Source organism: Psychrobacter sp. Ps7, from assembly GCF_022129225.1.
GTDB lineage: Bacteria > Pseudomonadota > Gammaproteobacteria > Pseudomonadales > Moraxellaceae > Psychrobacter > Psychrobacter immobilis_A.
The window spans coordinates 21,952-45,771 of sequence record NZ_JADQAH010000012.1 but is presented as its reverse complement, the minus strand read 5'-3'; the positions used below and the strand labels follow the sequence as shown (position 1 = coordinate 45,771).

Below are 23,820 nucleotides of genomic sequence, written 5' to 3'. Positions count from 1 at the left end.
TATCTTTCTCGTTTCTCACAAAATGCAAACTTACTATAGTAAAAGGTCAAATCTAGACTATAGATTCTTATCTTCTATAGCTTCAGCTATTTTCACTTTCATAGCTTGTTGCATAGCCACATATTCTATATTACTTATACTATTTAAAAAATCTATGTGAGTTATATCAGAAAAAATTAAACCACATCCATATTTTTTTACAATGCTCCCTAAATAAGTTTTATCATATACTATAATAGGGCATTCGACAGCTTGAGCTTGGAAAAATTTATTAGGTAATGCATATCTATAGCTAGGATGGTTGGGATTTATCAAAATTAAAAAGAAGGGATATTGATATTTCCTAATTTTTTTTAGCAATATAGATTGATAATCCATCCCTTTAAAAATCGTAAGACGGTAGAGATTACTATTGTTCTCTAAATATGATATGGCTTCTTCATTGTAATTACATGCAATTATTAATATGTCGTATTTATAAGACAGTCTGGCAATATCGTCTAATCCACGGTCTATTGATACATTACCTATGTATATCAATAAATATTTATCTTTCTTACTTTCGGAATCAAAGGAAATATTTGTATTAAAAAAATTCTTATTATAAATAACTTTTATTTTTGATCTTCTTAAATTATACATAGTAGAAAGAGTGTCAGCAATATACTTACTTATCGTAATGATATTTTCCCGCTTACGCAGCTCTTCCATCTCTTTAAGATAGATATAGAAAGACCTCTGAATCGAAGCTTTGTTTCGATTTCTAAAGACCTCAAGTTCATGGATATCGTATATATAATCAACTTCACTATGGGAGTCAACACTACTTGTCGATATTAAATTATTGCAAATCACACAAGTATAACTAGAAGTATCAATTTTCTGCGTTAGAGAATAACTATGATCGTTATATATTCCCTGCTTTGCTTTATTTCTAAACGCTAAGAATGGATGATGTATAACAACTAATATAAAAAACCATGGTAAATATATAATATTTTTCAAGGTTTTCAAATGTAACGCTTTCAACATATCCTTTTTTTGACTATCTGTATAATTATTATCTGGCTTTACTTTTAAAATAGTTATGTTTTTAGTTGTTCGTTGTAGGGCTGTTAGTTGATTCAAAACCCGTATATCAGTTCTTACATCTTCATCTGTGACAATTAATACACGCTCTAAATTAAAATTGGAAAAATAGTTAAAAAAATCTTCAACTATAGGAGCTTCAGGCCTTTCTGTAGTGAGATGAGCAATCTCATGAAGATTTATTTTTTCAATCAGCATTAATATACAACCTACAGCACTTCTAGAAATCTATGGAATAGTAAAAATTAGCACAGAAAGCTCGAGAAAAAATATCCATTACGAATTTCTTTTCAGGGAAACTGTCTACCGTTTGGTCATTATCAATTATAAAAATTTGATATCTTACTATAGATATAGCCAACTTCTTCGTCTGTTAAATAAGCGTGCATCGGAAGACTGAGTACTGAACTAGCAAAATTTGTAGAATTTTTCAATTCACCAATTTGATACTTCAAGAATGAGGCTAGAGCTTTAGTCTGACTCATTGTTTTAGGATAATATACTGTAGTTGGAATACCCTGACTCTTAAGGTAAGTCATTAATTCTTCTCTTTTATCTACTCTCAAAGTGTATTGCGCCCAACTACTAGTATAGCCTGGTGGAATCTTGGGCACTATAACGCCTTTAACATCTTCTAAAGCAGAAGTATACATGGCTGCTATTTCATTCTTCTTAACTACTTCTTTATCAAATATCTTGAGCTTTTCGAGCAAAATGGCAGCTTGGATAGTATCAAGTCTACTATTATACCCAATATTAACATTTTCGTATTTGTGTGATCCTTTGCCATGTACTCGCAATGACTTGATATGCTCTGCCACATCTATATTATCGGTAAATATAGCGCCTCCATCACCGTAACAACCTAAAGGTTTCGCCGGGAAGAAGCTAGTAGTACTTATGTCTCCAAAACTGCACGCCCTATTATTATCTATCTTACCTCCGAAACCTTGAGCGGCATCTTCAACATGCCATAATCCATGCTCTTTCGCCAAACGATCAATTTCATTATGATTGGCAGGAAGTCCAAAAAGATCAACACTCAGAATACCAGCTAAATTTTTATTACTATTCTTTAATGTTAATATTTTTTTCTCTAAATCTAGAGGGCAAATATTGTATGTATCATCAATATCTACAAATATAGGAATAGCACCCAATTCTGCAATAACCTCAGAAGTTGCAAAAAATGTGAAGTCCGTGGTAAGTACTAAATCACCTTTCTTAATTTTAAGCGCTATCAAAGCTAAACGAATGGCATCCGTGCCATTGGCACATAAGAGACAGTATTTCCTACCTGTATATTCAGATAATTGCTGCTCTAAATCCAAGCATTCTTGACCCATAATATATTGACCAGCTCTCAATACCCGAGATATAGCTTCATTGACCCCTTTTTCAATTTTTTGCTGTTGGCGCTCTAAATCTATAAAGTTAATTTCCATTATTACTCTCGAAGTCATCAATTAGCTGTCTAAGCTTTAAATCATTAATTTCATTTCGCTCTAAACCTATCTTATTTATACCTATTTCTTTAGATGGGTTCCCTGCATAAATACGGCCTGGTAAGATTCTGGCCTTCTTCGTTACTACCGTTCCCATACCAATCATGGCATGAGAACCAATCCGCTGCCGAGGGTGTACAATGGCACCCATCCCTATATTAACGAAGTCTCCGACTTCTACGTGCCCACCTAAGCAAGTATGCGCAGAGATTATAGACCGTTTGCCAATTACTACGTCATGAGCTATATAAGCAGCTTTCATTAAAAAGCTGCCCTCCCCAATTACAGTATCTCTACGAGAGCCTGCATCTATAGTAACATTACCAGTAAGAACAACATTATCTTCAACCTTAACAGTATAACCTACACTTTTACCGAACCCTTCTTTGTACTCAGCGGGGAAACCGATAGTACAGTTTGGGCCTATATATACATTATCACCTAAGATAACGTTTTCATTAATAACAGCAGAGGGATGAATTGTATTGCTCATAAGTATGCCTATAGCTTATTTAAGAAACCATTGACTGATTTCTAATTGATTCTGTCATTTCAATACAACAAACAGCTTCTTTTCCACCAAAACCTCTTCCTTCAAGTATTTCTTTATAACTTATTGTATGCAAATCAGTGAAACCTTTGGAGAACTCTACCAACTCATCGCCAATCTGTATCGCACGGAAAGTTGGTTGCTTACCTTTGACTTCTTCAGGTAAATCATCTGAATCGACCGATAGAAACCAGTTTACATTCGCATTTTTAAATTTCAACTTACCTTTTGAAGAGTGCGAACCTTGAAAATCATTCTCATTAATAATTGGCTCACCAAATAGGTGATACAGAAGATCAAAGAAATGCACACCTATATTTGTCGCTATACCGCCCGATTTATTTATGTCACCTTTCCAGCTCTCTTGATACCATTTACCACGAGACGTAATGTACTGTATCTCGCAATCATACTGCTTATCAGGATTTTCCAGCAACTCTTGGTCAATTTGAGATTTCAAAGAAATAACAGCATCATGTAAACGTAACTGAAGAATATTATAAAGACGTTTTCCTGTTTCTTGCTCTACCAACTGTATTTCTTCAAGATCCGCTTTATGTAAAACTAAGGGCTTCTCACATATGACGTCACATCCCATTCTTAATGCAAGAGTTATATGCGATAAGTGTAGATAATTGGGAGAGCATATAGATATATAGTCTACTTTTGTATCCTCATTTCTTTGCAACTGATATATATAATGAGAAAAACGTTCAAACTCAGTAAAAAATTCAGAATCAGGTGAAATACTATCAATAACGCCTACAGAATCGGATTTATCATAAGCTGCAACTAAGGTACCGCCTAATTCTTTAATAGCCTTCATATGACGTGGTGCTATATAACCTGCGGCTCCAATTAAAGCAAACTTCTTGCTCATGTCTTACTCCAAATAGGAAAATATTATAAGTTTGATAACTTATTCTCTGTTAAGTGATAAAAGTTATCTACATAGTGGAAGGGTGAAGGTCCCCATACATGAGAACTACTAGCTATAAAATCCTTATCATTATATGATAAAAATTTATTTGAGCTTAAATCCTTTGCACAATGTGCATAAAGTTTAGATAGATATTTATTTGTAGTATCTATTAGTAAACTTGAATAAGGTGTGTAATTAGAAATTTCATTACCATTTTCATCTTTTTTAGCCCAATACAACTTATTTACTATGACCTTATCGAAAACACCTAATTCTTTGGATAGTCTAATAAAATTATCCCATCCTTTTTTCCATAATTCAAAGTAAATATCAGTATTCGGAGAGATAAACCTACCTTTGTTAGATAATGAAGAAATAAATTTAGTTAGATTTAACTCGTTCGAAAAAGTAAAAACTTCTTTACTATTAAGCTGTAAAAGACGACATCTCTCATCAATAAAATCAATTACTAGATAATCGAAGTGAGTTTTATCGATTGTATTGAAGTATCGCTTTTCAAAGTCTCGTAATACCATTCTTTTCTGAAACCCAGAGGAAAGATTATCTAATTGAGATTTTTTTATTAATGTGCCACGTTCTGAAAACTGACTAGCAAATGATGTTCTTGCTGTATATTCAAGCAATTCAAACATACTATTTTCAATTACTCTGAAAGTATCTCTAGTACCACAACTTCCTAATATAACAATATTTTTTTTCATTTATAAGAACTCGGATAAATAAACATATATCAATATGATGCTTTAGCAACTATGAAACCAAGAAAATCTAGTTTAATATAAAATGACTAAAAATTTATTTTACATATAACTTAGTTTGTACTTCAAAAGTACAGACATTTTTCTATAAAAACTGTCTGTATAGTGGTAAGGGGCTACCCCCCATCTATGTGTATCATCCGCTAAAAAATCATCAGGCAGATACTCAAGAAAGTTTTCTTTAGAAATGTCTTTACTACAGTAAGCATATAGTTGATATAAGTACACATTACTCTGATATATATAATTTTTATTATATGGAGGTGGGAAAGGTTTGGCTGAAACCGTAATTTTGGCCCAAAATACTTTATTGATAATAATTTTATCTAAAAATCCTAACATTTTAGCTTTCTTTACAAAACTATCCCAACATGCTGCCCAAATCTCAAAATACTCTTTGCTGTAAGGATTTATTATCCTAAATTCCGAATTTGAAAGAAAACCAGACAACTTTAATTCATTGGAATATGTAAGTAAAGCCCCATTTTCCAGCTTAATTAAAGGCAATCTCTCATTAACAAAGTCAAAAACAATAAAATCTACTTTATTGCTTATACAATTATTAACAAACTTTTTTTCGAAATCTTTTAATAGTATGTCTTTTTGAGTAACAGTTAATTTATTCGTTCTTAATTTTTCAGTACCAACTGCTTTATTTGAGAACTGACTAGGAAAATTAGTATTTATGTACCTTTGATTAAGTCGTATTTCTGAAGGATTAATTATATTAAAATAATCTAAAAGAACTACACTCCCAAATCCTGCTATCTCAGATTTCATTTAACTTCCTTATCATGTTCACTTAATAAAGATTTTTTAAATTTTTCCAAAACTGTAGAGTCTTCTATTAACCTTGAATTAGGCAAAAAGTCTTCTAATTGAGATATATTGAATCCACCTTTAATATCACAAGCTAAACCTAAATCCTTAATAGAAAATTTTTCTTGAGTAAAATTCAAAGAAGACTCTTTAATCATCCTATTAATTTTCATACTCATATTACCATCAAGACCTTTATTTAACCCTTTATCCCAAAGATCATAATTCATACTTTGAATTATATTTTTCGAAAAACAACGCCCTAATCCAATAGTTTCACCATGTCTAATATTATTTTTTGCATATCCACTCCAATAAAATAGCTGATTGCGCTCAAGAGAATATACATACATATCAGTCATTCCAATTATATCTATTCCATTCTGTATACAATTACTATATCTATCAAACACAGTGTCTTCGATAGTATTATCAGAACCAATTATAAAAATATAATCAAAATCAATGTTATGTAGTTTCTGAAGACCATAAGACCACTTATCTGAAATCGGAAGATTAGGGTGCTCTAAATATTCAAATCTTGGATCGTTAAAGAATACCTCTTTGTTCGTACTTTCACTATCCACAACAATATTAGTGAACTCATAAAGATCAGAGAAATCATCCTGAAGGTTTAATAAACTATTTTTAAACATTTTTGATATATTTTGTCGTTTATAACTACAACTCAAAAAGACTATTTTTTTCTTATGATTCTTTTCTTTTAAAAAACTGTTATTTTTCTTTAAAACATGACTAGAATCAAATTCCTGAATTAATCTATCTTGGATTCCATGTTTTGATTTATATTCCCTATATATAGTTTGGTTGTGATCAAATTTATCACTATATTTTAACCAGTTAGCCTGATGTTTAACTACCAAAATCGGAATATTTTCTTTTCTAGACAATAAACCAACCCAAATATCGGCCATGTTAGGAGCTTTACAAATATCAAATGACATATTAAAGCTACTTGTATGAAAAGCCATTACTCCTGTACCACCGAAATGAACAAACCTATCCTCTACTACTTCATCTAAGCATCTAAAATTTTCTGAAATATCTTTATAATAAGATTTCGCATCTTTTCTTAAGATTCTACCATGTAAGGTTACTATTAAAGAGTTATGATAATTTTGCAACTTTTTCAGCATGGAGTTTACATAATCATCAGGATAGATCAAATCATCATCGATTGAAAAATAATAATGGTTGGGATAGTTTTTAACCTTATAGAATTTCCCTGCATCACCCATATCAATACCAGTATCGAATGAACTGATTACTTCAATCTTTGGGTCTTGGAGAAAACTATATATTTCCTTGAAACCGTTTTGATAAACTATTATTTTATCCACTTGGGATATAATCGATGCAATGGTCTCTTTAAGAGAGTCTTTTCTACCTACAATCGTAGCTAGTCCACAGATTACTTGTTGAGATTCTGAATCAAATTTTTCTAAAAAATTAAATTCGATAAACCAGTTATGGTTTTTTGCCATATTTTCATGTAAAGAGTTATAAGTCCTAACAAAATCTAAACGAGCTTCTGATTTATCATGGTTTGTCTTGGTTAAATTTTCCATTCCAAAATACGCATTTGTTAAGGGCTTAGTTACAGCACTTATTTTCTCCTTACCGAAACATTTAGAAAATCTCTGCCAATATTCACTGTCTGCCCCAAATCTTGAGTTATAATAATAACCTATGGTATCAAAGACTTCTTTTTTATATATAGCCATTGAATGCCCGCTATTACTAGTCTTCAAGATAGCCTTCGTTTTCAGATCAACTCTATTATATCCTGCAATGCAACCTAGGGCGCCCTTACTATTCATATTTTTGAGCTGTAGCTCAATTTTATTTCTATACATAAGGTCATCTGCTCCATGAATGCAGAAATAACCAAAATCGAAAGACCTTAATATGTATAATCCCAAATTAATAGCATTATAAGTTCCTACATTTGTAGGTGACAGAAATACTGTTAAATTCGGAAGAGCAAGCTCAAGTATCTTTAATTTCTCAGCTGAACTATCAGTACTACAGTCGTCAATTGCGATTATTGAAATATTTTTATATGACTGATTAATAAGGGACTCTATACATTCTTCTATCGTATCTTCTGCATTAAAAACAGGTACAACAATCAGAACTGTATCATTATCAAAATTATTTTTACTTAATTCCATATCATAGAAAAAATTACTTTCTGTAGACTCATTTAATTTATATTGAGTTAGCAAATTCCATTGAACGGTTGAAAGGTATGCTTCATATGCTCTATCTAAGCAGTCATATGCTATAGAAAGAAGAGAGTAGTAATGAGGAACTTTAGGATTTTTGACAATCAATTCATGCAGTTTAGCAACTGCTCTTTCATTATCGTTTGATATCAAATAATTACTTACTTCACTTATAGAGCTATTACTCACTTTAACACTTCCTTTAAATAAATATGATTTTTATGTCTCTATCTTCTATTTCCCAGAAAAACCCATATGAAATTTAGCATTTTATTTATTTTTCTTTCTAAAGCTATAGATATCTTTTATTATACCAAATGGCGTTTTGACTAAAGTTGTAGGTGAATCTGATATATCAACAATTCTTTTACCTATTTTATAAGATAATTGATTTTTTACTTTCTCACCTTTGACTCTGTCTGCATATTCTTCCAAAGGTGGTAAATTTTTTATTTCATTTTTTTTATATTGATCATATTCATTTAGTAATTTCAATGGAAGCAATAGCTTTTCTTTCCGAGATCTAGTGCAATTTACAATAATAGATCCTAATCTATAAGGTAGATCTTCTTTAATACGACTTTCAGCACCATACAGATCTATGTTTTTTTTAGAGTTTTTTTCGGCAGGTTTTGAAATAACTCTCGGTTTATTATCAGACAATTCTTGAATAAAATCTTTTTTGAGAAGTGTGTTTCTATCAACTTCTAAGTATTTTTTTTGAATACGTCCTTCAGAGTAACTTTCAATTTTTTCATATGCCTCAGTCAACTGAAAGACAAGCTTCTTGTTTATCGATTTTAAATTAGAACTATATTCAGTATTAATAATTTTTTTAGAAACTATATCTCTATCTATTATTTTCTTTTTATCTTCTATTGAAATATGTGCTTCATTCAATTTCTGCCGGAGCTGTTTATTTTCTTCTATCAATTTATCATAATTATCAGCATTTCTACTACCAAATATTTTTAGAGAAAGAATCAGCTCTTGTTTGGAAGGTGTTTTAGACTTGTATATGGGTTGACTATTCTTCAAAACTGCTAAATCCAACATTTTATTATATACTTGAATAAGTTCAGGATAACTCTTAAATAATAAATTGGATAATAAATCAATTGTTATATCCAAGTCAGTTGCTGTATTCTCATTATTTCTTTTTTCAGCTATTTGCCAATTGCTTTTTAAGCTAATATTAGGTTCTAAAATTGAAAGCTTGCTTTTAAAATTATTGAAGTTTGTAAAAACAGCTTTTCCCTCTAATAACAGACATATAGACTTATTTTCTTCATAGAAATTAATCAGACTCTTGTGATACAAGAGCCATTCATTTATCATATTATCTATGCTAACAGTATTCAGACTATTAAAATTAATATTTTGAAACATATACTTTGGGTGATCGTATACTAATAAAAATTTGCCATTTAATTCTATGTCTTTCAAATAGTCTAAAATAACTATATTTTTTTCATCTTCCCACCCTAAAATAGCTTTTTCTGTTACATTGCCTAATTGCAAATCAATTATTAAATTGTCAGCAATCTTATAATTCAATTTACTCCTATCTTCTTTAGAAAGATTTTCCACTAACATATGAGTTATTTCATTGGCAGAAAGCCTATAAGAAAGTGATCTCGAAGGTCTTTCTAAACCTCGAATATACAGTTCTTCCATCAGTCTGCTAGAATATGAAGAATGATGTCCTGTCTGTATTATAATGCTCATAAATATTACTCAGGTATATTAAATGAAAAAGACACCCCATTGTAGGGGTGTCTCTTTGTTTTTTCAAGATAGTTTTGGTAGCTATACGATAGACTTATGTCTATATTACCAACCAGTAACTTCTTTTAGTTTTTCACCAAGCTTAGATGGGTCACGTGTATACGCAATACCAGCATCTTCAAACGCTTTGAATTTCTCTTCAGCAGTACCTTGACCACCAGAGATGATTGCGCCAGCATGACCCATACGCTTGCCTTCTGGAGCGGTAACACCAGCGATATAACCAACGACTGGCTTAGTCACATGGTCTTTGATATAAGCAGCAGCTTCTTCTTCAGCAGTACCACCGATCTCACCGATTAGGATGATCGCTTCAGTTTGTGGATCTTCTTGAAACAGTTTCAACGCATCAATTTGGTTCATACCAGGGATAGGATCACCACCGATACCGATACAAGTTGACTGACCAAAACCAAGCTTAGTGGTCTGAGCAACGGCTTCATAAGTCAATGTACCAGAGCGTGAGATGATACCCACTTTACCTGGTAAATGGATATGACCTGGCATGATACCAATTTTGCACTGACCTGGCGTGATAACACCTGGGCAGTTAGGACCAACCATGCGTACGCCTTCAGCTTCTTCGATATAACGTTTTGCTTTTAGCATGTCTAAAGTAGGCACGCCTTCAGTAATAACGATAATCAATTTAACACCAGCATCTACCGCTTCAACGATAGAATCTAGTACGAACGGTGCTGGTACATAGATAACCGAAGCGTCAGCTTGGGTCGCTTCCATAGCTTCTGCCATCGTGTTGAATACTGGTAGGCCTAAATGCGTTTGACCGCCTTTACCTGGGGTTACGCCGCCGACGACTTTAGTACCGTATTCGATCGCTTGTTCAGAGTGAAACGTACCATTTTTACCAGTGAAACCTTGTACCAATACTTTGGTATCTTTATCGATTAATACACTCATTATTTATTCCTTGTATTCGGTTGTCTTGCAACAGCCACTTGATGATGTGTTATCCATTAAATGTTAATGATAAATTCATATCAACAAGCTGCTATTACGCGTTGACTACTATGCTTAAGCACGTATATTTAGAGGACTATGCCTCGAATATATTAAGCTTTAACAGCATCGACAATTTTTTGAGCCGCATCTGATAGGCCTTGGGCAGAAATCAATTTCAGACCAGACTCTTCTAGGATTTGCGCGCCTTTTTCAGCGTTGTTACCCTCTAGACGGACAACAACAGGTACTTTTACGTCAACTTCTTTGATAGCAGCGATAATCGCTTCTGCGATCATGTCACAACGTACGATACCACCGAAGATGTTGATTAGAACACCTTCAACGCTGCTGTCTTCAAGAATGATCTTGAATGCTTCAACAACGCGATCTTTAGTTGCGCCGCCGCCAACGTCCAAGAAGTTAGCAGGCTTGCCGCCGTACAATTTGATGATATCCATGGTCGCCATAGCAAGACCAGCACCGTTAACCATACAACCGATATTGCCTTCTAGAGCAACATAGTTTAGGTCAAACTCAGCCGCTTTAAGCTCACGCTCATTTTCTTGTGACTTGTCTTGTAGTGCTGCAATTTTAGGCAGACGATACAATGCGTTTGAATCAATACCAATTTTGCCATCAACACAAACGATTTCGCCATTTTCACGAACGGCTAATGGGTTGATTTCTAACAAGGCAAAATCGTTATCGATGAATGCTTGATAAGCGCCCGTCATTAATTTAACGAATTGATTGATTTGCTTGCCTTCTAAACCTAGTTTGAATGCCACATCACGTGCTTGGAAAGGCATCAAACCAACTAAAGGATCAACGTTTACTTTAAAGATTTTTTCTGGTGTCTCATTTGCGACTTCTTCGATATCAACGCCGCCTTCGGTTGATGCCATGAACGTTACGCGACGCGTAGAACGATCAACAACTGCACCAAGATATAGCTCAGTTTGTACTGGGTACATATCTTCTGCAACCAATACGAAGTTAACTGGTTGACCATCAGCGTCAGTTTGGAAAGTAACCAAATTGGTACCGATTAGCTCTTCAGCAACTTGCTTGGCTTCTTCACGAGTTTTAACCAGCTTTACGCCACCCGCTTTACCGCGACCACCAGCATGTACTTGCGCTTTAATAACCGCAATGTCTGTTGGCGTTTTATCAAAAGCAGCAGCAGCTTCGTCGCCGTTATAGGCAATAATGCCTTCTTGAATCGGCAAACCATAGCTTTTTAATAGCTCTTTTGCTTGATACTCATGTAAATTCATTGATTGTATCCTTTATTTTTTACAATTAATAAAAAGTGAAAACAAGTGCGCGTATATACATATTAGACAAGCATATGGCGCACTCATGACCGTGGTGGAAGCCTTAACAACCCCACCGCGATCAGGTTATAAGTTGGTACTGATCAAAATAACGACTTATTTCTTACGCTTTTTACGCTGAATGGCGTGAATAGCACGGCCATCAGCAGACAGAGCAGCTTCATGCACGGCTTCTGAAATGGTTGGATGAGCAAAGGTCATCAACTGCAAATCTTCGATACTAGAGACAAATTCCATCGCGATCATACCTTGATGGACGATATCACCAGCACCAGCAGAGATAGCATGCATACCTAATAAACGATCTGTTTTAGCATCAGCCACGACTTTGATAGAGCCTTCCGCTTCGCTTTGAGCCAATGCACGACCGTTCGCTGCTAGGTTGAATGAACCTGTTTTGACCTCAAAACCAGCGGCTTCAGCTTCTTGCTCAGTCAAACCAACCCATGCGATTTCTGGATGGGTATAGATGACGTTAATGATCGTGTCGTAATTAACTTGGGCTTTTTCGCCATGAATGCGCTCAACGGCCATCATGCCTTCTTCCATCGCTTTATGCGCAAGCATTGGACCACGAACCAAATCACCGATGGCATAAACACCATCAAGATTGGTTTTACATTGATCATTCACGTCAATAAGACCACGTTCAGTCAATTGAATGCCACTGTCATCGCCAAGTAATTTTTCAGAATAAGCGCGGCGACCAACACAAACGATCAGTTTGTCGAAGCTTTCTTCAGATGACTCGCCTTTGCTTTCGCTGGTGACAACAACTTGATCGCCTTTGACTTCAGCATTGGTTACTTTGGTATCAACGCGGATATCAAGACCTTGCTTCTTCAGCATTTTGCCCGCTTCTTTTGCGATGTCTTTGTCAGCGGCTGCTAAGAAACTTGGCAACGCTTCATAAACAACCACTTCAGCACCTAGGCGACGCCATACTGAACCAAGCTCAAGACCGATGACACCAGCACCAATAACGCCTAAACGCTTAGGTACAGCAGTGAAATCAAGGGCTCCAGTAGAGTCAACGATGCGATTGCCATCAGTTTTAGCAACTGGGATATCGATCGGCACAGAACCTGCCGCAAGAATCACGTTTTTAGCAGTGATGGTCGTTTCTGCTTCATCTGCAAGCGCGGTAAATTTAACTTTTTTATCAGCGCCCTTGCCGTCAACCAACGTACCCCAGCCTTGTAGCCAATCAACGCCATTGCCTTTTAATAATGCCGCAACGCCGCCCGTCAATTGCTTAACGATGCCTTCTTTACGTGCAATCATTTGCTCAATATCGATAGCAACATCACCGGTGCTGATACCATGTTCAGCAAGGTCATGCTTCGTCGCTTCGTAACGATGCGAGCTATCAAGTAATGCTTTTGATGGAATGCAACCAACGTTCAAACAAGTGCCGCCAAGTGCTGGCTCACCTTTATAAACACGTTTTTCGATACAAGCAACGCTCATACCTAACTGACCTGCACGGATAGCGGCTTCATAACCACCAGGACCGCCGCCGATGACGACTAAATCATAATTGTCTTTCATAGTACGTTCCTATTTCTAATTATCGTTCTAATTGTAAATATCGTTTAAACTGAGGATTGTCTCGTTAATAAATAAGCCATATTTTGGTTCAAATTTTTTCACTTTACGGTAAATACACCACATCAGCGAAACATTCTTATTTATCAATAAACAACGAGCACCACTGTTTAGGCTAAAGTTAAAAAGCTTGTATCAGCGGTTGCCAATACAAGCTTAAAAGCTTACAGGTCTAGTAGCAACATGGCTGGATCTTCAACCAATTCTTTGATGGTTACTAAGAACTGTACCGCTTCTTTACCATCAATCATACGATGGTCATAAGACAATGCAAGATACATCATCGGTAGAATTTCAACTTTACCATCAACAGCCATAGGACGGTCATTGATCGCATGCATACCTAGGATAGCTGTTTGTGGTGGGTTCAAAATAGGTGTTGACATCAATGAGCCAAATACACCGCCGTTTGAAATAGTGAAAGTACCACCAGTCATGTCATCAAGACCAAGCTTACCTTTTTGAGCCAAGCCACCAAGCTCACGGATACGGCTTTCAACATCAGCCATGCTCATGCGATCGGTATCACGTAGTACTGGAACAACCAAACCACGATCAGATGATACAGCAACACCGATATCGTAGAAACCATGATAAACAATGTCATCACCGTCTAGTGAAGCGTTTACTGCTGGGAAGCGTTTAAGTGCTTCGGTTGCCGCTTTCACGAACAATGACATAAAGCCTAAACGTACGCCATGACGTTTTTCGAACTGGTCTTTATATTTAGCGCGCATGTCCATTAATGGCTTCATGTTCACTTCGTTAAACGTCGTTAGCATCGCCGTTTCTTGTGAAGCTGCTAGCAGACGATTGGCGACTGTCTTACGTAGACGTGTCATTGGCACACGTTTCTCAGTACGCTCACCCATTGATTCAGCCACTGGACGGCCGCTATCAGATTTGATGCTGCTGTCTGCTTTCAATGTTGGGTTAGCCATATCTGTTTTGGTCACACGGCCGCCGCGACCACTACCTTCCACTTCTTTAGGATCTACGCCAGACTCTTTCGCTGCTTTACGCACTGCTGGGCTTTGATCTTTATGGTCCGCTTCGTCTTTTTTATCTGTTGCTTGGACAGGCTCGCCACCATCTGCTGCTTGCTTGGCTTGTACTGGCGCTGCTGGTTGATCTGGATCTACCGCAGGAGCATTATCTGCACTGACGCTTGCACCAGCTTCGAATTGACCAATGATCTCGTCAGACAACACGGTATCATCAACCTGCTTAACGATTTTGGTCACAACGCCGTTATCAGGCGCCACAACTTCTAATACGACTTTATCAGTTTCGATTTCAGCCAATAGGTCATCACGATTGACTTGCTGACCTTCAGTGACATGCCACTCAACGATAGTACCGTCGGCAACTGATTCTGGAAAAACGGGGGCTTTGATATCAGCCATCGATATACTCCTTAGATTGGGATATTCATATTTGTTATTAAGTCGTGATAGGCAGTCAGTGCCATCTTGCATAGCGATCTTAGATAATACTATCTAGATTTTATTACAACATACTGACTGTTATCGCCTGATTCATTTATCTTCAATAATCTGTTACTTAGCCAACTCATCGACACTGATACCAAGACCACCAGCGATCAACGCTTGCTGCTGCTGAGCATGCAGTTTCGGTGACCCTGTGGCAGGTGCTGCACTCGCAGGACGCGCCACTGGTTCCATGACTTTCGCCTTGGTTGGGTGTGGTACGACGATACGGTACATATGCGGTGCTAAATAATACCAAGCGCCTTGGTTAAGCGGCTCTTCTTGCGTCCAAACAATCTCAGCCAAGTTGCTGTATTTTTCAATCTCAGCAATCAAACGCTGCTCTGGTAATGGGTAGAGCTGCTCAATACGAACAATAGCGACATGATCTAGACCTAATGCGCGGCGCTGCTCAAGCAAGTCGTAATAAACTTTACCACCACAAATCACCATACGAGTGACTTGGTCTGCATTTTGGTTATCCATCTCTGGCAGTACCGTTTCAAACTTACCATTCGCCAGCTCTTCAAGATTTGAAGTTGCTAGCTTATGACGTAGTAAGCTCTTCGGTGACATGACAATCAATGGCTTACGAATTGGGCGAACCGCTTGACGACGTAGCGCATGATAGATCTGTGCAGGTGTCGTTGGCGTTATTACTTGCATATTGTCTTCAGCACATAGCTGTAAGAAACGCTCAAGACGAGCAGATGAATGCTCAGGACCTTGACCTTCAAAACCATGTGGTAATAACATAGTTAGACCACAAACGCGCTGCCATTTCGTCTCACCACTTGAGATAAACTGGTCAATCACTACCTGCGCGCCGTTGACGAAGTCACCAAACTGCGCTTCCCAAACGATCAAGGCATTTGGTACTGTCGTTGCATAACCATACTCAAAGGCTAATACCGCTTCTTCTGACAACAATGAGTTATAAGTGGCAAAGCGGGCTTGAGTGTCACTCATATGAGCCAATGGCACATACATACTGCCATCATTGATATTATAGATTTCGCTATGACGATGTGAGAAAGTACCGCGACCCACATCTTCACCAGTGATGCGTACCAATACTTTATCGTTATCGACTAGTGATGCGTATGCCAACGTTTCAGCTGCACCCCAGTTTAATGGCTCTTCGCCTGTCTGCATGGCCAAGCGCTGCTCAACCACTTTTTGTACTTGGCGTTGTAACTTATAGCCTTCTGGCATTTCCGCCATACGACGTCCATAACCTTTTAGAATCTCGATGTCGACACTGGTATCCCAATCATCCACCAAATCGTGACCTAAATAAGGTTTCCAATCGACGAACAATTCTTCGTTAGGCTCATTAACCAATGAGTTTGCAACATAGTCACCACGGTCTAAAGACTCACGATAGTCATCTTCATACTGCTTTTCTTCTTCAGCATTCAAAATACCGTCTTCGATGAGTTTTTGTGCATAAATCGTACGAGTCGTTGGTAGTTTCTTGATAACTGCATACATGAGTGGCTGAGTCGCTGACGGCTCATCCGCTTCGTTATGACCATTACGGCGATAGCAGAACAGATCGATAATGATGTCTTTATCAAACTCGTGACGGTAATCTAATGCTAACTGCGCGGCAAATACGACCGACTCAGGATCATCACCGTTCACATGTAGAATAGGTGCATGTACCATTTTTGCAACATCAGTACAGTACTCAGTCGAACGCACGTCTTCTTGACGGCTGGTCGTGAAACCGACTTGGTTATTGATCACAATATGTACAGTACCACCAGTGGTATAAGCACGGGTTTGTGACATTTGGAACGTTTCTTGAACCACGCCTTGACCAGCAAACGCAGCATCACCATGAATAACGATTGGCAATACTGAATTACCACCTTTATTGTCCAATAGCGGCTGATCGTTGCGGCGCACCTGACGGGCACGTACAGAGCCTTGCAATACCGGTGCGACAATCTCAAGATGTGATGGGTTAAAGGCCAAAGCCAAATGCGCTTCACCGCCTGGCGTCATCACGTTTGATGAAAAACCATTATGGTATTTAACGTCACCTGAGCCTTTTTCTGGCTGTACTTTACCATCAAACTCGTCGAACAAGTCCGCAGGGTTTTTACCTAAGATATTGACCAGTAGGTTTAGGCGACCACGGTGAGCCATACCAATGACCATCTCTTTAGTGCCGTAACCGCCTGCACGTTGGATGATTTCATTGATAGCAGGGATAAAGCTTTCGCCGCCCTCTAGTCCGAAACGCTTAACGCCCGTATATTTACGTGCTAAGTATTTTTCTAGACCTTCAGCTGCTGTTAGACGCTCAAGAATAGATAAGCGCTTTTCTTTATCAAACTTGATGTAACCTAAGTTGGTTTCTAGATACTTTTCCATCCAGCGTTTTTCAGTACTGGTGGTAACGTGCATGTATTCAGTACCAATGTAACGGCAGTAAACACGTTCCATAATTTCGATGATTTCACGCAATGGCGCTTCGTCTTTACCGATATTTAAATCATTGGTAGGAAATACGGTATCCAGATCTGCTTCTGAAAGATTATGATAAGCAAGGGTCAAATCTTCCACTTCTGCACGTGGATGTAGATTTAACGGATCAAGCTTGGCGCGGCGATGACCACGGCGACGGTAAGCTGAAATTAGCTGCTGTACACCCATTTGTTTAGGGTTTGCACAGTCGGCTAAGCCTGCACTTTCATCAGGCGCTTGAGTGCTGGCTTTGTTGGCAGTTTGGTTGCGGGCAAGCAACAAAAACTGTTCTTTAATAGCGTTATGCTGTGCATCGTTTGGCGATTTGTATTGTTCAAAATACGTTTGCCAATCGGTATCAACGCTATCAGGGTCGTTTAGGTACTGCTCATAAAGAGCTTCTATATAGCTGGCGTTGTCAGCAGCCAGTTCTGTATGTCCTAGGCTTGCGGCTTCTTTAGTTATACTATTCATAATAATCGTCTATTTGATAGATAAATGAATGGAATCGTGCTTATTATTGTGTAATCTGTTGTATGTGAGACATCTAAATACTTAATATTATAAAAACTCAATCGTATTCTGTTCAGTACTGATTTATGAACCACACTTATTACTATAAAAGAAAAGTACGCTTATCTGTGCTTTTGCTTATGACAGACAGTGATGCTAAATAGTGATAATAAGTGCCATTACAATACCTATATTAAAAATATAATTATTTGTGAACGTCCAGTTTTGTTATCTGACTCGTCTCACAACATTAATTTATATATACTGAAGTTAGTCATAACCAATTCATCAAAGATAAACGATCGATGAATTATTGACGCCTTCAGCTGGCCTATTATTTGGCTATCCTCGCTGGAACGTCTGGTTATTCCCAAGCTATCATTACTTTTATGGCAAACATACGTTGCTGTATAGAGTAGCATGACAGCGTTTCGCGCCATAGTTTGTTTGTTCAATACTAACTATTTAGGTAATGAATATCTACTATCATTTTGGATGCATTATTCAGTCTATTACTTGTTTTGAATACTTATTTATCAGTAAGTTAAACATTAACGACTGATAGTGGTTCGTCAAAACGACTAATTATTAAAATAATGCGCTATTCTAACATTTAACGTGGTGAATATCTCTGGCTGAATACTTTTTTCTAACACCAATTATATAGATTGCTGACGCATATATCATGCCTTCTTACATACAACCAACGTATTGATAGCCCAGCCTTACCTTTAACTATGTCGAATAATCGTCTCTATAAGCCCTATCTGACACTGAAAAAATTAAATAATTTTAGATATATTGTTCATAAAAAACACCACCTAATGATTAGGTGGTGTTTTTCGTACGCCATCTGCAAAAAAACCAGACAATTATAAACGATTAACCTGCTTGGTCAATGAGCATATTACGTAAATGACCAATTGCTTTGGTTGGGTTTAAGCCTTTCGGACAAACTGATACACAGTTCATGATACCGCGGCAACGGAATAGGCTAAATGGATCATCTAAACGCGCCAAACGTGCTTGCGTATCACCATCACGGCTATCAGCCACGAAGCGATAAGCATGCAGTAGTGCTGATGGACCTAAGAATTTATCAGGGTTCCACCAGAACGATGGGCAGCTGGTTGAACAGCATGCGCATAGAATACATTCGTACAAACCGTTTAGCTTTTCGCGTTGTTCAGGTGACTGCAAACGCTCTGTCGGCGGTGCTGGCTGGTCATTGATCAAGTACGGATGTACTTTCTCATATTGCTCATAGAATTGGTTCATATCAACAACCAAATCGCGAACAACAGGTAGACCTGGTAATGGACGAACCGTGACTTTTTCTGGCAGAGTGTTCATGTTAATGAGACACGCTAGACCATTTTTGCCATTGATGTTCATGCCATCAGAGCCACAAATACCTTCACGGCAAGAGCGACGGAAGGTCAGTGTTTCGTCTTCCTTTTTTAGGCGTAATAACACGTCAAGCAACATACGATCTGAGTCTAGCAACTCAATCGTATACGTTTGCATGCGCGGCGCTGCGTCCAGATCAGGATCGTAGCGATAGATTTCGATGGTGCGAGTACCTCGGCTCATAATGCTAAACTCCACACGTAGGTGATGGCGGGCATACAAAGGTTGCAGCATATCAGCGCTATTGATTAGCCCATATTGACAGTAATTATCAAATATCAACTAATCATATTGTCACGCTGGTATGAGCATGTAGCTGGCGGTCACCTTTTAATAAATAAATGAATAAAAAATAAAACGTTTACGCTGTTCGTATCGCTAAATTGCGCAGTCTAAAATTAGTAGACGCGAACTTTCGGTTCGATATAATCAACCGTTAGTGGTACTTTACGAACTGGCTTATAAATGATGCGATTGCCTTCAGAATACCATAAGGTATGCTTCATCCACTCGTGGTCATTACGGCCATTTGGTGCGTAATCATCATCTTCTGGACGGTCATAGTCAGACACACTATGAGCACCGCGGCTTTCGTGACGCATTGCCGCTGATACCATCGTCGCTTTGGCCACTTCATACAAGTTTGCCACTTCAAATGCTTCAATGCGCGCTGTGTTAAATACTTGTGATTTATCGGCCAAATGGATTTTTTCAATCTTGTCACCAAGCGCTAAAATCTTCTCAACGCCTTCGTCCATCATCGCTTGCGTGCGGAACACACTCGCATGCGCTTGCATGGTTGCACGAATCTCGTCAGCCACGTCTTGGGCATTGTAGCCTTCAGTCGACTGTTGCAGCTTGTCTAAACGACCGACCGTATAATCTAGCACGCGTGGATCTAGAGGCTTATAGTTATGATCGGCATGATGAAATTCATCAACGATATGCTTACCAGCAGCACGACCAAATACCAATAGATCAAGCAAAGAGTTAGTACCTAAACGGTTGGCACCATGAACACTGACACAAGCACATTCACCGATAGCATAAAGACCTTTAACCACGTTGCCTTTTGCATATAGACCGTCTTCATCCGTACCTGCTTCTAGATCAGGCTTAATGACTTGACCATGAATAGTGGTTGGAATACCGCCCATCATATAGTGAATGGTTGGAATAACGGGAATTGGCTCTTTGGTGATATCAACGTTAGCGAAGTTTTTACCAATCTCAAATACCGATGGCAAACGCTTCATGATGGTTTCTACACCCAAATGGGTCATATCCATTACGATATGGTCAGCGTTTGGACCACAGCCGCGACCTTCTTTGATCTCTTGATCCATAGAACGAGAAACCAAATCACGTGGTGCCAAGTCTTTCACGGTTGGCGCATAGCGCTCCATGAACGCTTCGCCATCTTTATTACGTAAGATAGCGCCTTCACCGCGGCAACCTTCAGTTAACAATACGCCTGCACCATGAACGCCCGTTGGGTGGAACTGCCAAAACTCCATGTCTTGTAATGGAATACCAGCACGAACAGCCATACCAATACCGTCACCAGTATTGATATAAGCGTTAGTAGAAGCAGCAAAGATACGACCTGCACCACCTGTCGCTAGGACAGTAATTGGTGATTGGAATACAGCAACCGTACCTGTTTCTTGCTCAAGCGCGATAACACCGTTGATATTACCCGCTTCGTCTTTGATCAAATCAAGCGCAATCCACTCGATAAAGAACTCTGTGCCTTGCTGCAAATTCTTCTGATATAACGTATGTAATAGCGCGTGACCCGTACGGTCAGCCGCAGCACACGCACGTTGTACGGCTTTTTCGCCATAGTTTGAGGTATGACCACCGAATGGGCGCTGATAAATCGTGCCATCTTCGTTACGGTCAAACGGCATGCCCATGTGCTCAAGCTCATAGACTACTTTAGGCGCTTCACGGCACATGTATTCAATCGCGTCTTGGTCACCTAACCAATCTGACCCTTTAACGGTGTCATAAAAGTGGAAATGCCAGTTATCGTTGCTCATGTTGCCCAAACTTGCGCCGATACCGCCCTGAGCCGCAACTGTGTGCGAACGGGTTGGGAATACTTTGGTCAAAACGGCAACTTTCATGCCCGCTTCTGCCAAATGTAGTGAAGCACGCATACCTGAGCCGCCGCCGCCCACGATGACTGCATCGTAGTTTAGCGTCTTAATATTACTAATGGTATTATCTTGTCTAGTTGCCATTACGGTTTTCCTAATGCCTATTAATGCTTAGAAGTAAATAAAAAGGCTGTCTCAAAATCATCCTATTGCTGGACAAAACACTTTATTGTCTTGCCACTATTTGCAATGATCAAAGTGGATGACGCTCACAACTTTTAACCACCTAATTTGCATATCTATCGTTATATTGGGTTCGCTCACTGACTAAACCATAGCGCACCTATTATATAAGTGACTGACTAAGTCAATGATGTCCAACGCTATGATTGGCTATGACTATTTTTGGCTACTAACGGATGACTTTGACATTTGCTAGTCGCGTCCGTTATTGTTTATAGATAAATCAAGTTACAGATAAATAAATATTATCAATACATAGTCTGTTCAATATAATATGGATACAAGGAAGGCGAGTCACCAGAACTACAAATAGTAGACTAGGCGAGCCTGCCACCGTATCCAGATTATAGGGGATTGGCTATCGTTAAACAGCAACCACACCGAAACCAGTACCCCAAAAAATCATAATGCCCCAAAATAGAAACACTAAAATAGCGATAATCATCAATGACTGTAGCACTAAGCGTAGACCTGCTGCGCTTGAGCCCAATTTGCCCGTGGTAATATAGTCAGTGAAAACCGTCCACATACCAACCCAAGCATGACCAGCTAGGGCAAGTACCGCCACCAAGCTAAATAGACGCATAGGTAAACTGGTCATGAACGATGACCATTCAAGATAAGTAACATCGCCGTGCGTCAAAAAGAAGCCCAGCAATACCACACTATAAACGGCTAAAACGACAGCGCTAATACGCTGGATAATCCAATCGCGTGAGCCTGAACCTGTCAGACCAGTCGCACTTTTGATTCCTGAATCATTTTTTATCATTAGAACATCACCCATACAAATGACGCGACAATTAGAATCGCTGCAATCACAAAACTAACCATAGACGCAGTGCGGCCAGATTTTAGCTCTTCGTTCATGCCCATATCAGCGAATAAGTGTTTGATGCCCATCACAAAGTGATAAGCAATCGCAGCAACAAATATCCATGCTAAAAAGCGCACAAGTACGTTGTCAAATACGGTTTCAAAGCTCTCAGCCGAAGCCAATGAGTTCTGTAGTAACCACAGCATGACAGGAATCAATAAAAATAAAATAATGCCAGAGATACGATGCAAGATAGAGGCGATCGCAATCGGTGAGCGATTAACGCTAATCACTTGGCTTAAAGGCAGATCAATAGGTCGGTTGCTTTTCACAGCGGGCATCCTTTTTGCGGTTATACTCCTGTATCTGCTATCAACGCTTGATATCACTGATGTCGATTAAGCATTGAGCAACACACGAGACGAATAAAGTAAGGAAGAGCTAGCTGACTTCGTTTAGTTTGCGCTAAATATGAAGAAAGGATCGTGGGGTACAAGGTATTGATAAACTGTTTAATATCGCTCGTCAAATCGACAGGTCTATAAAACAACCCATCTATTATACAACAAAGAAAATAAACATGAGTAAGATCGATTAACTAGTCTATTTTTACTGGTCATATCAATAAAGACAACGCTACTCTGTCATCGATATCAATACAGCCCTTTTACTAATGACTTAAAAATAGAACAGTTAACAAAAGCATTCAAACCCTGGATTACAGATATTGTCTATCAAAACGCTAGTGCGTCGTTGCTCTTGTGCTACTCAGCCATAACCGAGTATGAATAGAAAAACGACACTACATCATGACCACTTATCAATTCGCACAAAGCGAGTGCCAGTTAAGTTCCTACAATTATAAAATGACTGGGCGATAATTACAAATTTATCCCCTAAGTAGTAAAAGGCAAACGCTGGGTTAACAAATAAATAGACAGCGGTCATACGTATTTGCCAAAATTGCTCAATTTTGAGGGAATTTACGCCAAACTCAATTCGTCTACTACGCATACTCTGTCTGTTTTTAACCCGAATATTAATAAAACCTGCTACATTATTATCGTAAAATTCTTTAAAAATTATGCGGATAATGTAGCTGTGCTTACTGTCATAAAAACAAGCTTTCTAAGCAAAATAACCAATCAGACATAT

17 protein-coding genes are annotated in these 23,820 nt (G+C 38.1%); all 17 read right to left on the bottom strand.

What is annotated here, in order from left to right:
- Positions 1-57 precede the first annotated feature (57 nt).
- The 17 genes from I3257_RS06215 to sdhC all read right to left on the bottom strand — a co-directional run bounded on the left by I3257_RS06215 (position 58) and on the right by sdhC (position 23,006).
- Positions 58-1,287 carry a hypothetical protein gene (locus I3257_RS06215; RefSeq protein ID WP_238049139.1) on the bottom strand — a complete coding sequence of 410 codons (1,230 nt, stop codon included), beginning with the start codon at positions 1,285-1,287 and terminating at the stop codon, positions 58-60.
- Positions 1,288-1,409: 122 nt separating this feature from the next.
- A complete protein-coding gene (locus I3257_RS06210; protein WP_238049138.1) occupies positions 1,410-2,534 on the bottom strand; it encodes a DegT/DnrJ/EryC1/StrS family aminotransferase in 1,125 nt (374 codons plus the stop codon).
- Positions 2,524-3,087 (bottom strand): DapH/DapD/GlmU-related protein, encoded by a 564-nt coding sequence (locus I3257_RS06205; protein WP_201501791.1) that lies wholly within the window; start codon positions 3,085-3,087, stop codon positions 2,524-2,526. The genes I3257_RS06210 and I3257_RS06205 overlap by 11 nt, the downstream gene beginning before the upstream one ends.
- A 19-nt stretch (positions 3,088-3,106) precedes the next feature.
- Positions 3,107-4,024 carry a Gfo/Idh/MocA family oxidoreductase gene (locus I3257_RS06200; protein WP_238049137.1) on the bottom strand — a complete coding sequence of 306 codons (918 nt, stop codon included), beginning with the start codon at positions 4,022-4,024 and terminating at the stop codon, positions 3,107-3,109.
- Between the two features lie 23 nt (positions 4,025-4,047).
- Positions 4,048-4,788: a DUF6270 domain-containing protein gene (locus I3257_RS06195; protein WP_238049136.1), complete on the bottom strand. Its 741-nt coding sequence runs from the start codon at positions 4,786-4,788 to the stop codon at positions 4,048-4,050.
- A 99-nt stretch (positions 4,789-4,887) separates the two neighbouring features.
- Positions 4,888-5,625, bottom strand: coding sequence for a DUF6270 domain-containing protein (locus I3257_RS06190; RefSeq protein WP_238049135.1), 738 nt, complete (start codon positions 5,623-5,625; stop codon positions 4,888-4,890).
- The gene (locus I3257_RS06185; RefSeq protein ID WP_238049134.1) at positions 5,622-8,102 is read right to left on the bottom strand and encodes a glycosyltransferase family A protein; all 2,481 of its coding nucleotides are present in this window, start codon (positions 8,100-8,102) and stop codon (positions 5,622-5,624) included. The genes I3257_RS06190 and I3257_RS06185 overlap by 4 nt, the downstream gene beginning before the upstream one ends.
- A gap of 81 nt (positions 8,103-8,183) precedes the next feature.
- Complete coding sequence (locus tag I3257_RS06180; protein WP_238049133.1) at positions 8,184-9,590, bottom strand: hypothetical protein; 1,407 nt, start codon at positions 9,588-9,590, stop codon at positions 8,184-8,186.
- Positions 9,591-9,746: 156 nt separating this feature from the next.
- Positions 9,747-10,622 carry a succinate--CoA ligase subunit alpha gene (sucD, locus tag I3257_RS06175; RefSeq protein ID WP_045455414.1) on the bottom strand — a complete coding sequence of 292 codons (876 nt, stop codon included), beginning with the start codon at positions 10,620-10,622 and terminating at the stop codon, positions 9,747-9,749.
- Between the two features lie 152 nt (positions 10,623-10,774).
- A complete protein-coding gene (gene sucC / locus I3257_RS06170) occupies positions 10,775-11,941 on the bottom strand; it encodes an ADP-forming succinate--CoA ligase subunit beta (protein ID WP_055123662.1) in 1,167 nt (388 codons plus the stop codon).
- A gap of 156 nt (positions 11,942-12,097) precedes the next feature.
- Entirely contained in the window at positions 12,098-13,552 is a 1,455-nt protein-coding gene (lpdA, locus tag I3257_RS06165) for a dihydrolipoyl dehydrogenase (RefSeq protein WP_238049132.1), read from the bottom strand.
- Positions 13,553-13,773: 221 nt separating this feature from the next.
- The gene (gene odhB / locus I3257_RS06160; protein ID WP_193836900.1) at positions 13,774-15,015 is read right to left on the bottom strand and encodes a 2-oxoglutarate dehydrogenase complex dihydrolipoyllysine-residue succinyltransferase; all 1,242 of its coding nucleotides are present in this window, start codon (positions 15,013-15,015) and stop codon (positions 13,774-13,776) included.
- Positions 15,016-15,168: 153 nt separating this feature from the next.
- Positions 15,169-18,051 (bottom strand): 2-oxoglutarate dehydrogenase E1 component, encoded by a 2,883-nt coding sequence (locus I3257_RS06155; protein ID WP_193836899.1) that lies wholly within the window; start codon positions 18,049-18,051, stop codon positions 15,169-15,171.
- 921 nt (positions 18,052-18,972) lie between these two features.
- Positions 18,973-19,683 carry a succinate dehydrogenase iron-sulfur subunit gene (locus I3257_RS06150; protein ID WP_055123743.1) on the bottom strand — a complete coding sequence of 237 codons (711 nt, stop codon included), beginning with the start codon at positions 19,681-19,683 and terminating at the stop codon, positions 18,973-18,975.
- A gap of 215 nt (positions 19,684-19,898) precedes the next feature.
- Positions 19,899-21,749: a succinate dehydrogenase flavoprotein subunit gene (sdhA, locus tag I3257_RS06145; RefSeq protein WP_055123666.1), complete on the bottom strand. Its 1,851-nt coding sequence runs from the start codon at positions 21,747-21,749 to the stop codon at positions 19,899-19,901.
- A gap of 463 nt (positions 21,750-22,212) precedes the next feature.
- Positions 22,213-22,599, bottom strand: a complete 387-nt coding sequence (gene sdhD / locus I3257_RS06140) for a succinate dehydrogenase, hydrophobic membrane anchor protein (protein ID WP_227500963.1) — start codon at positions 22,597-22,599, stop codon at positions 22,213-22,215.
- Positions 22,600-22,619: 20 nt separating this feature from the next.
- Complete coding sequence (gene sdhC, locus I3257_RS06135; protein ID WP_083475612.1) at positions 22,620-23,006, bottom strand: succinate dehydrogenase, cytochrome b556 subunit; 387 nt, start codon at positions 23,004-23,006, stop codon at positions 22,620-22,622.
- Positions 23,007-23,820 lie beyond the last annotated feature (814 nt).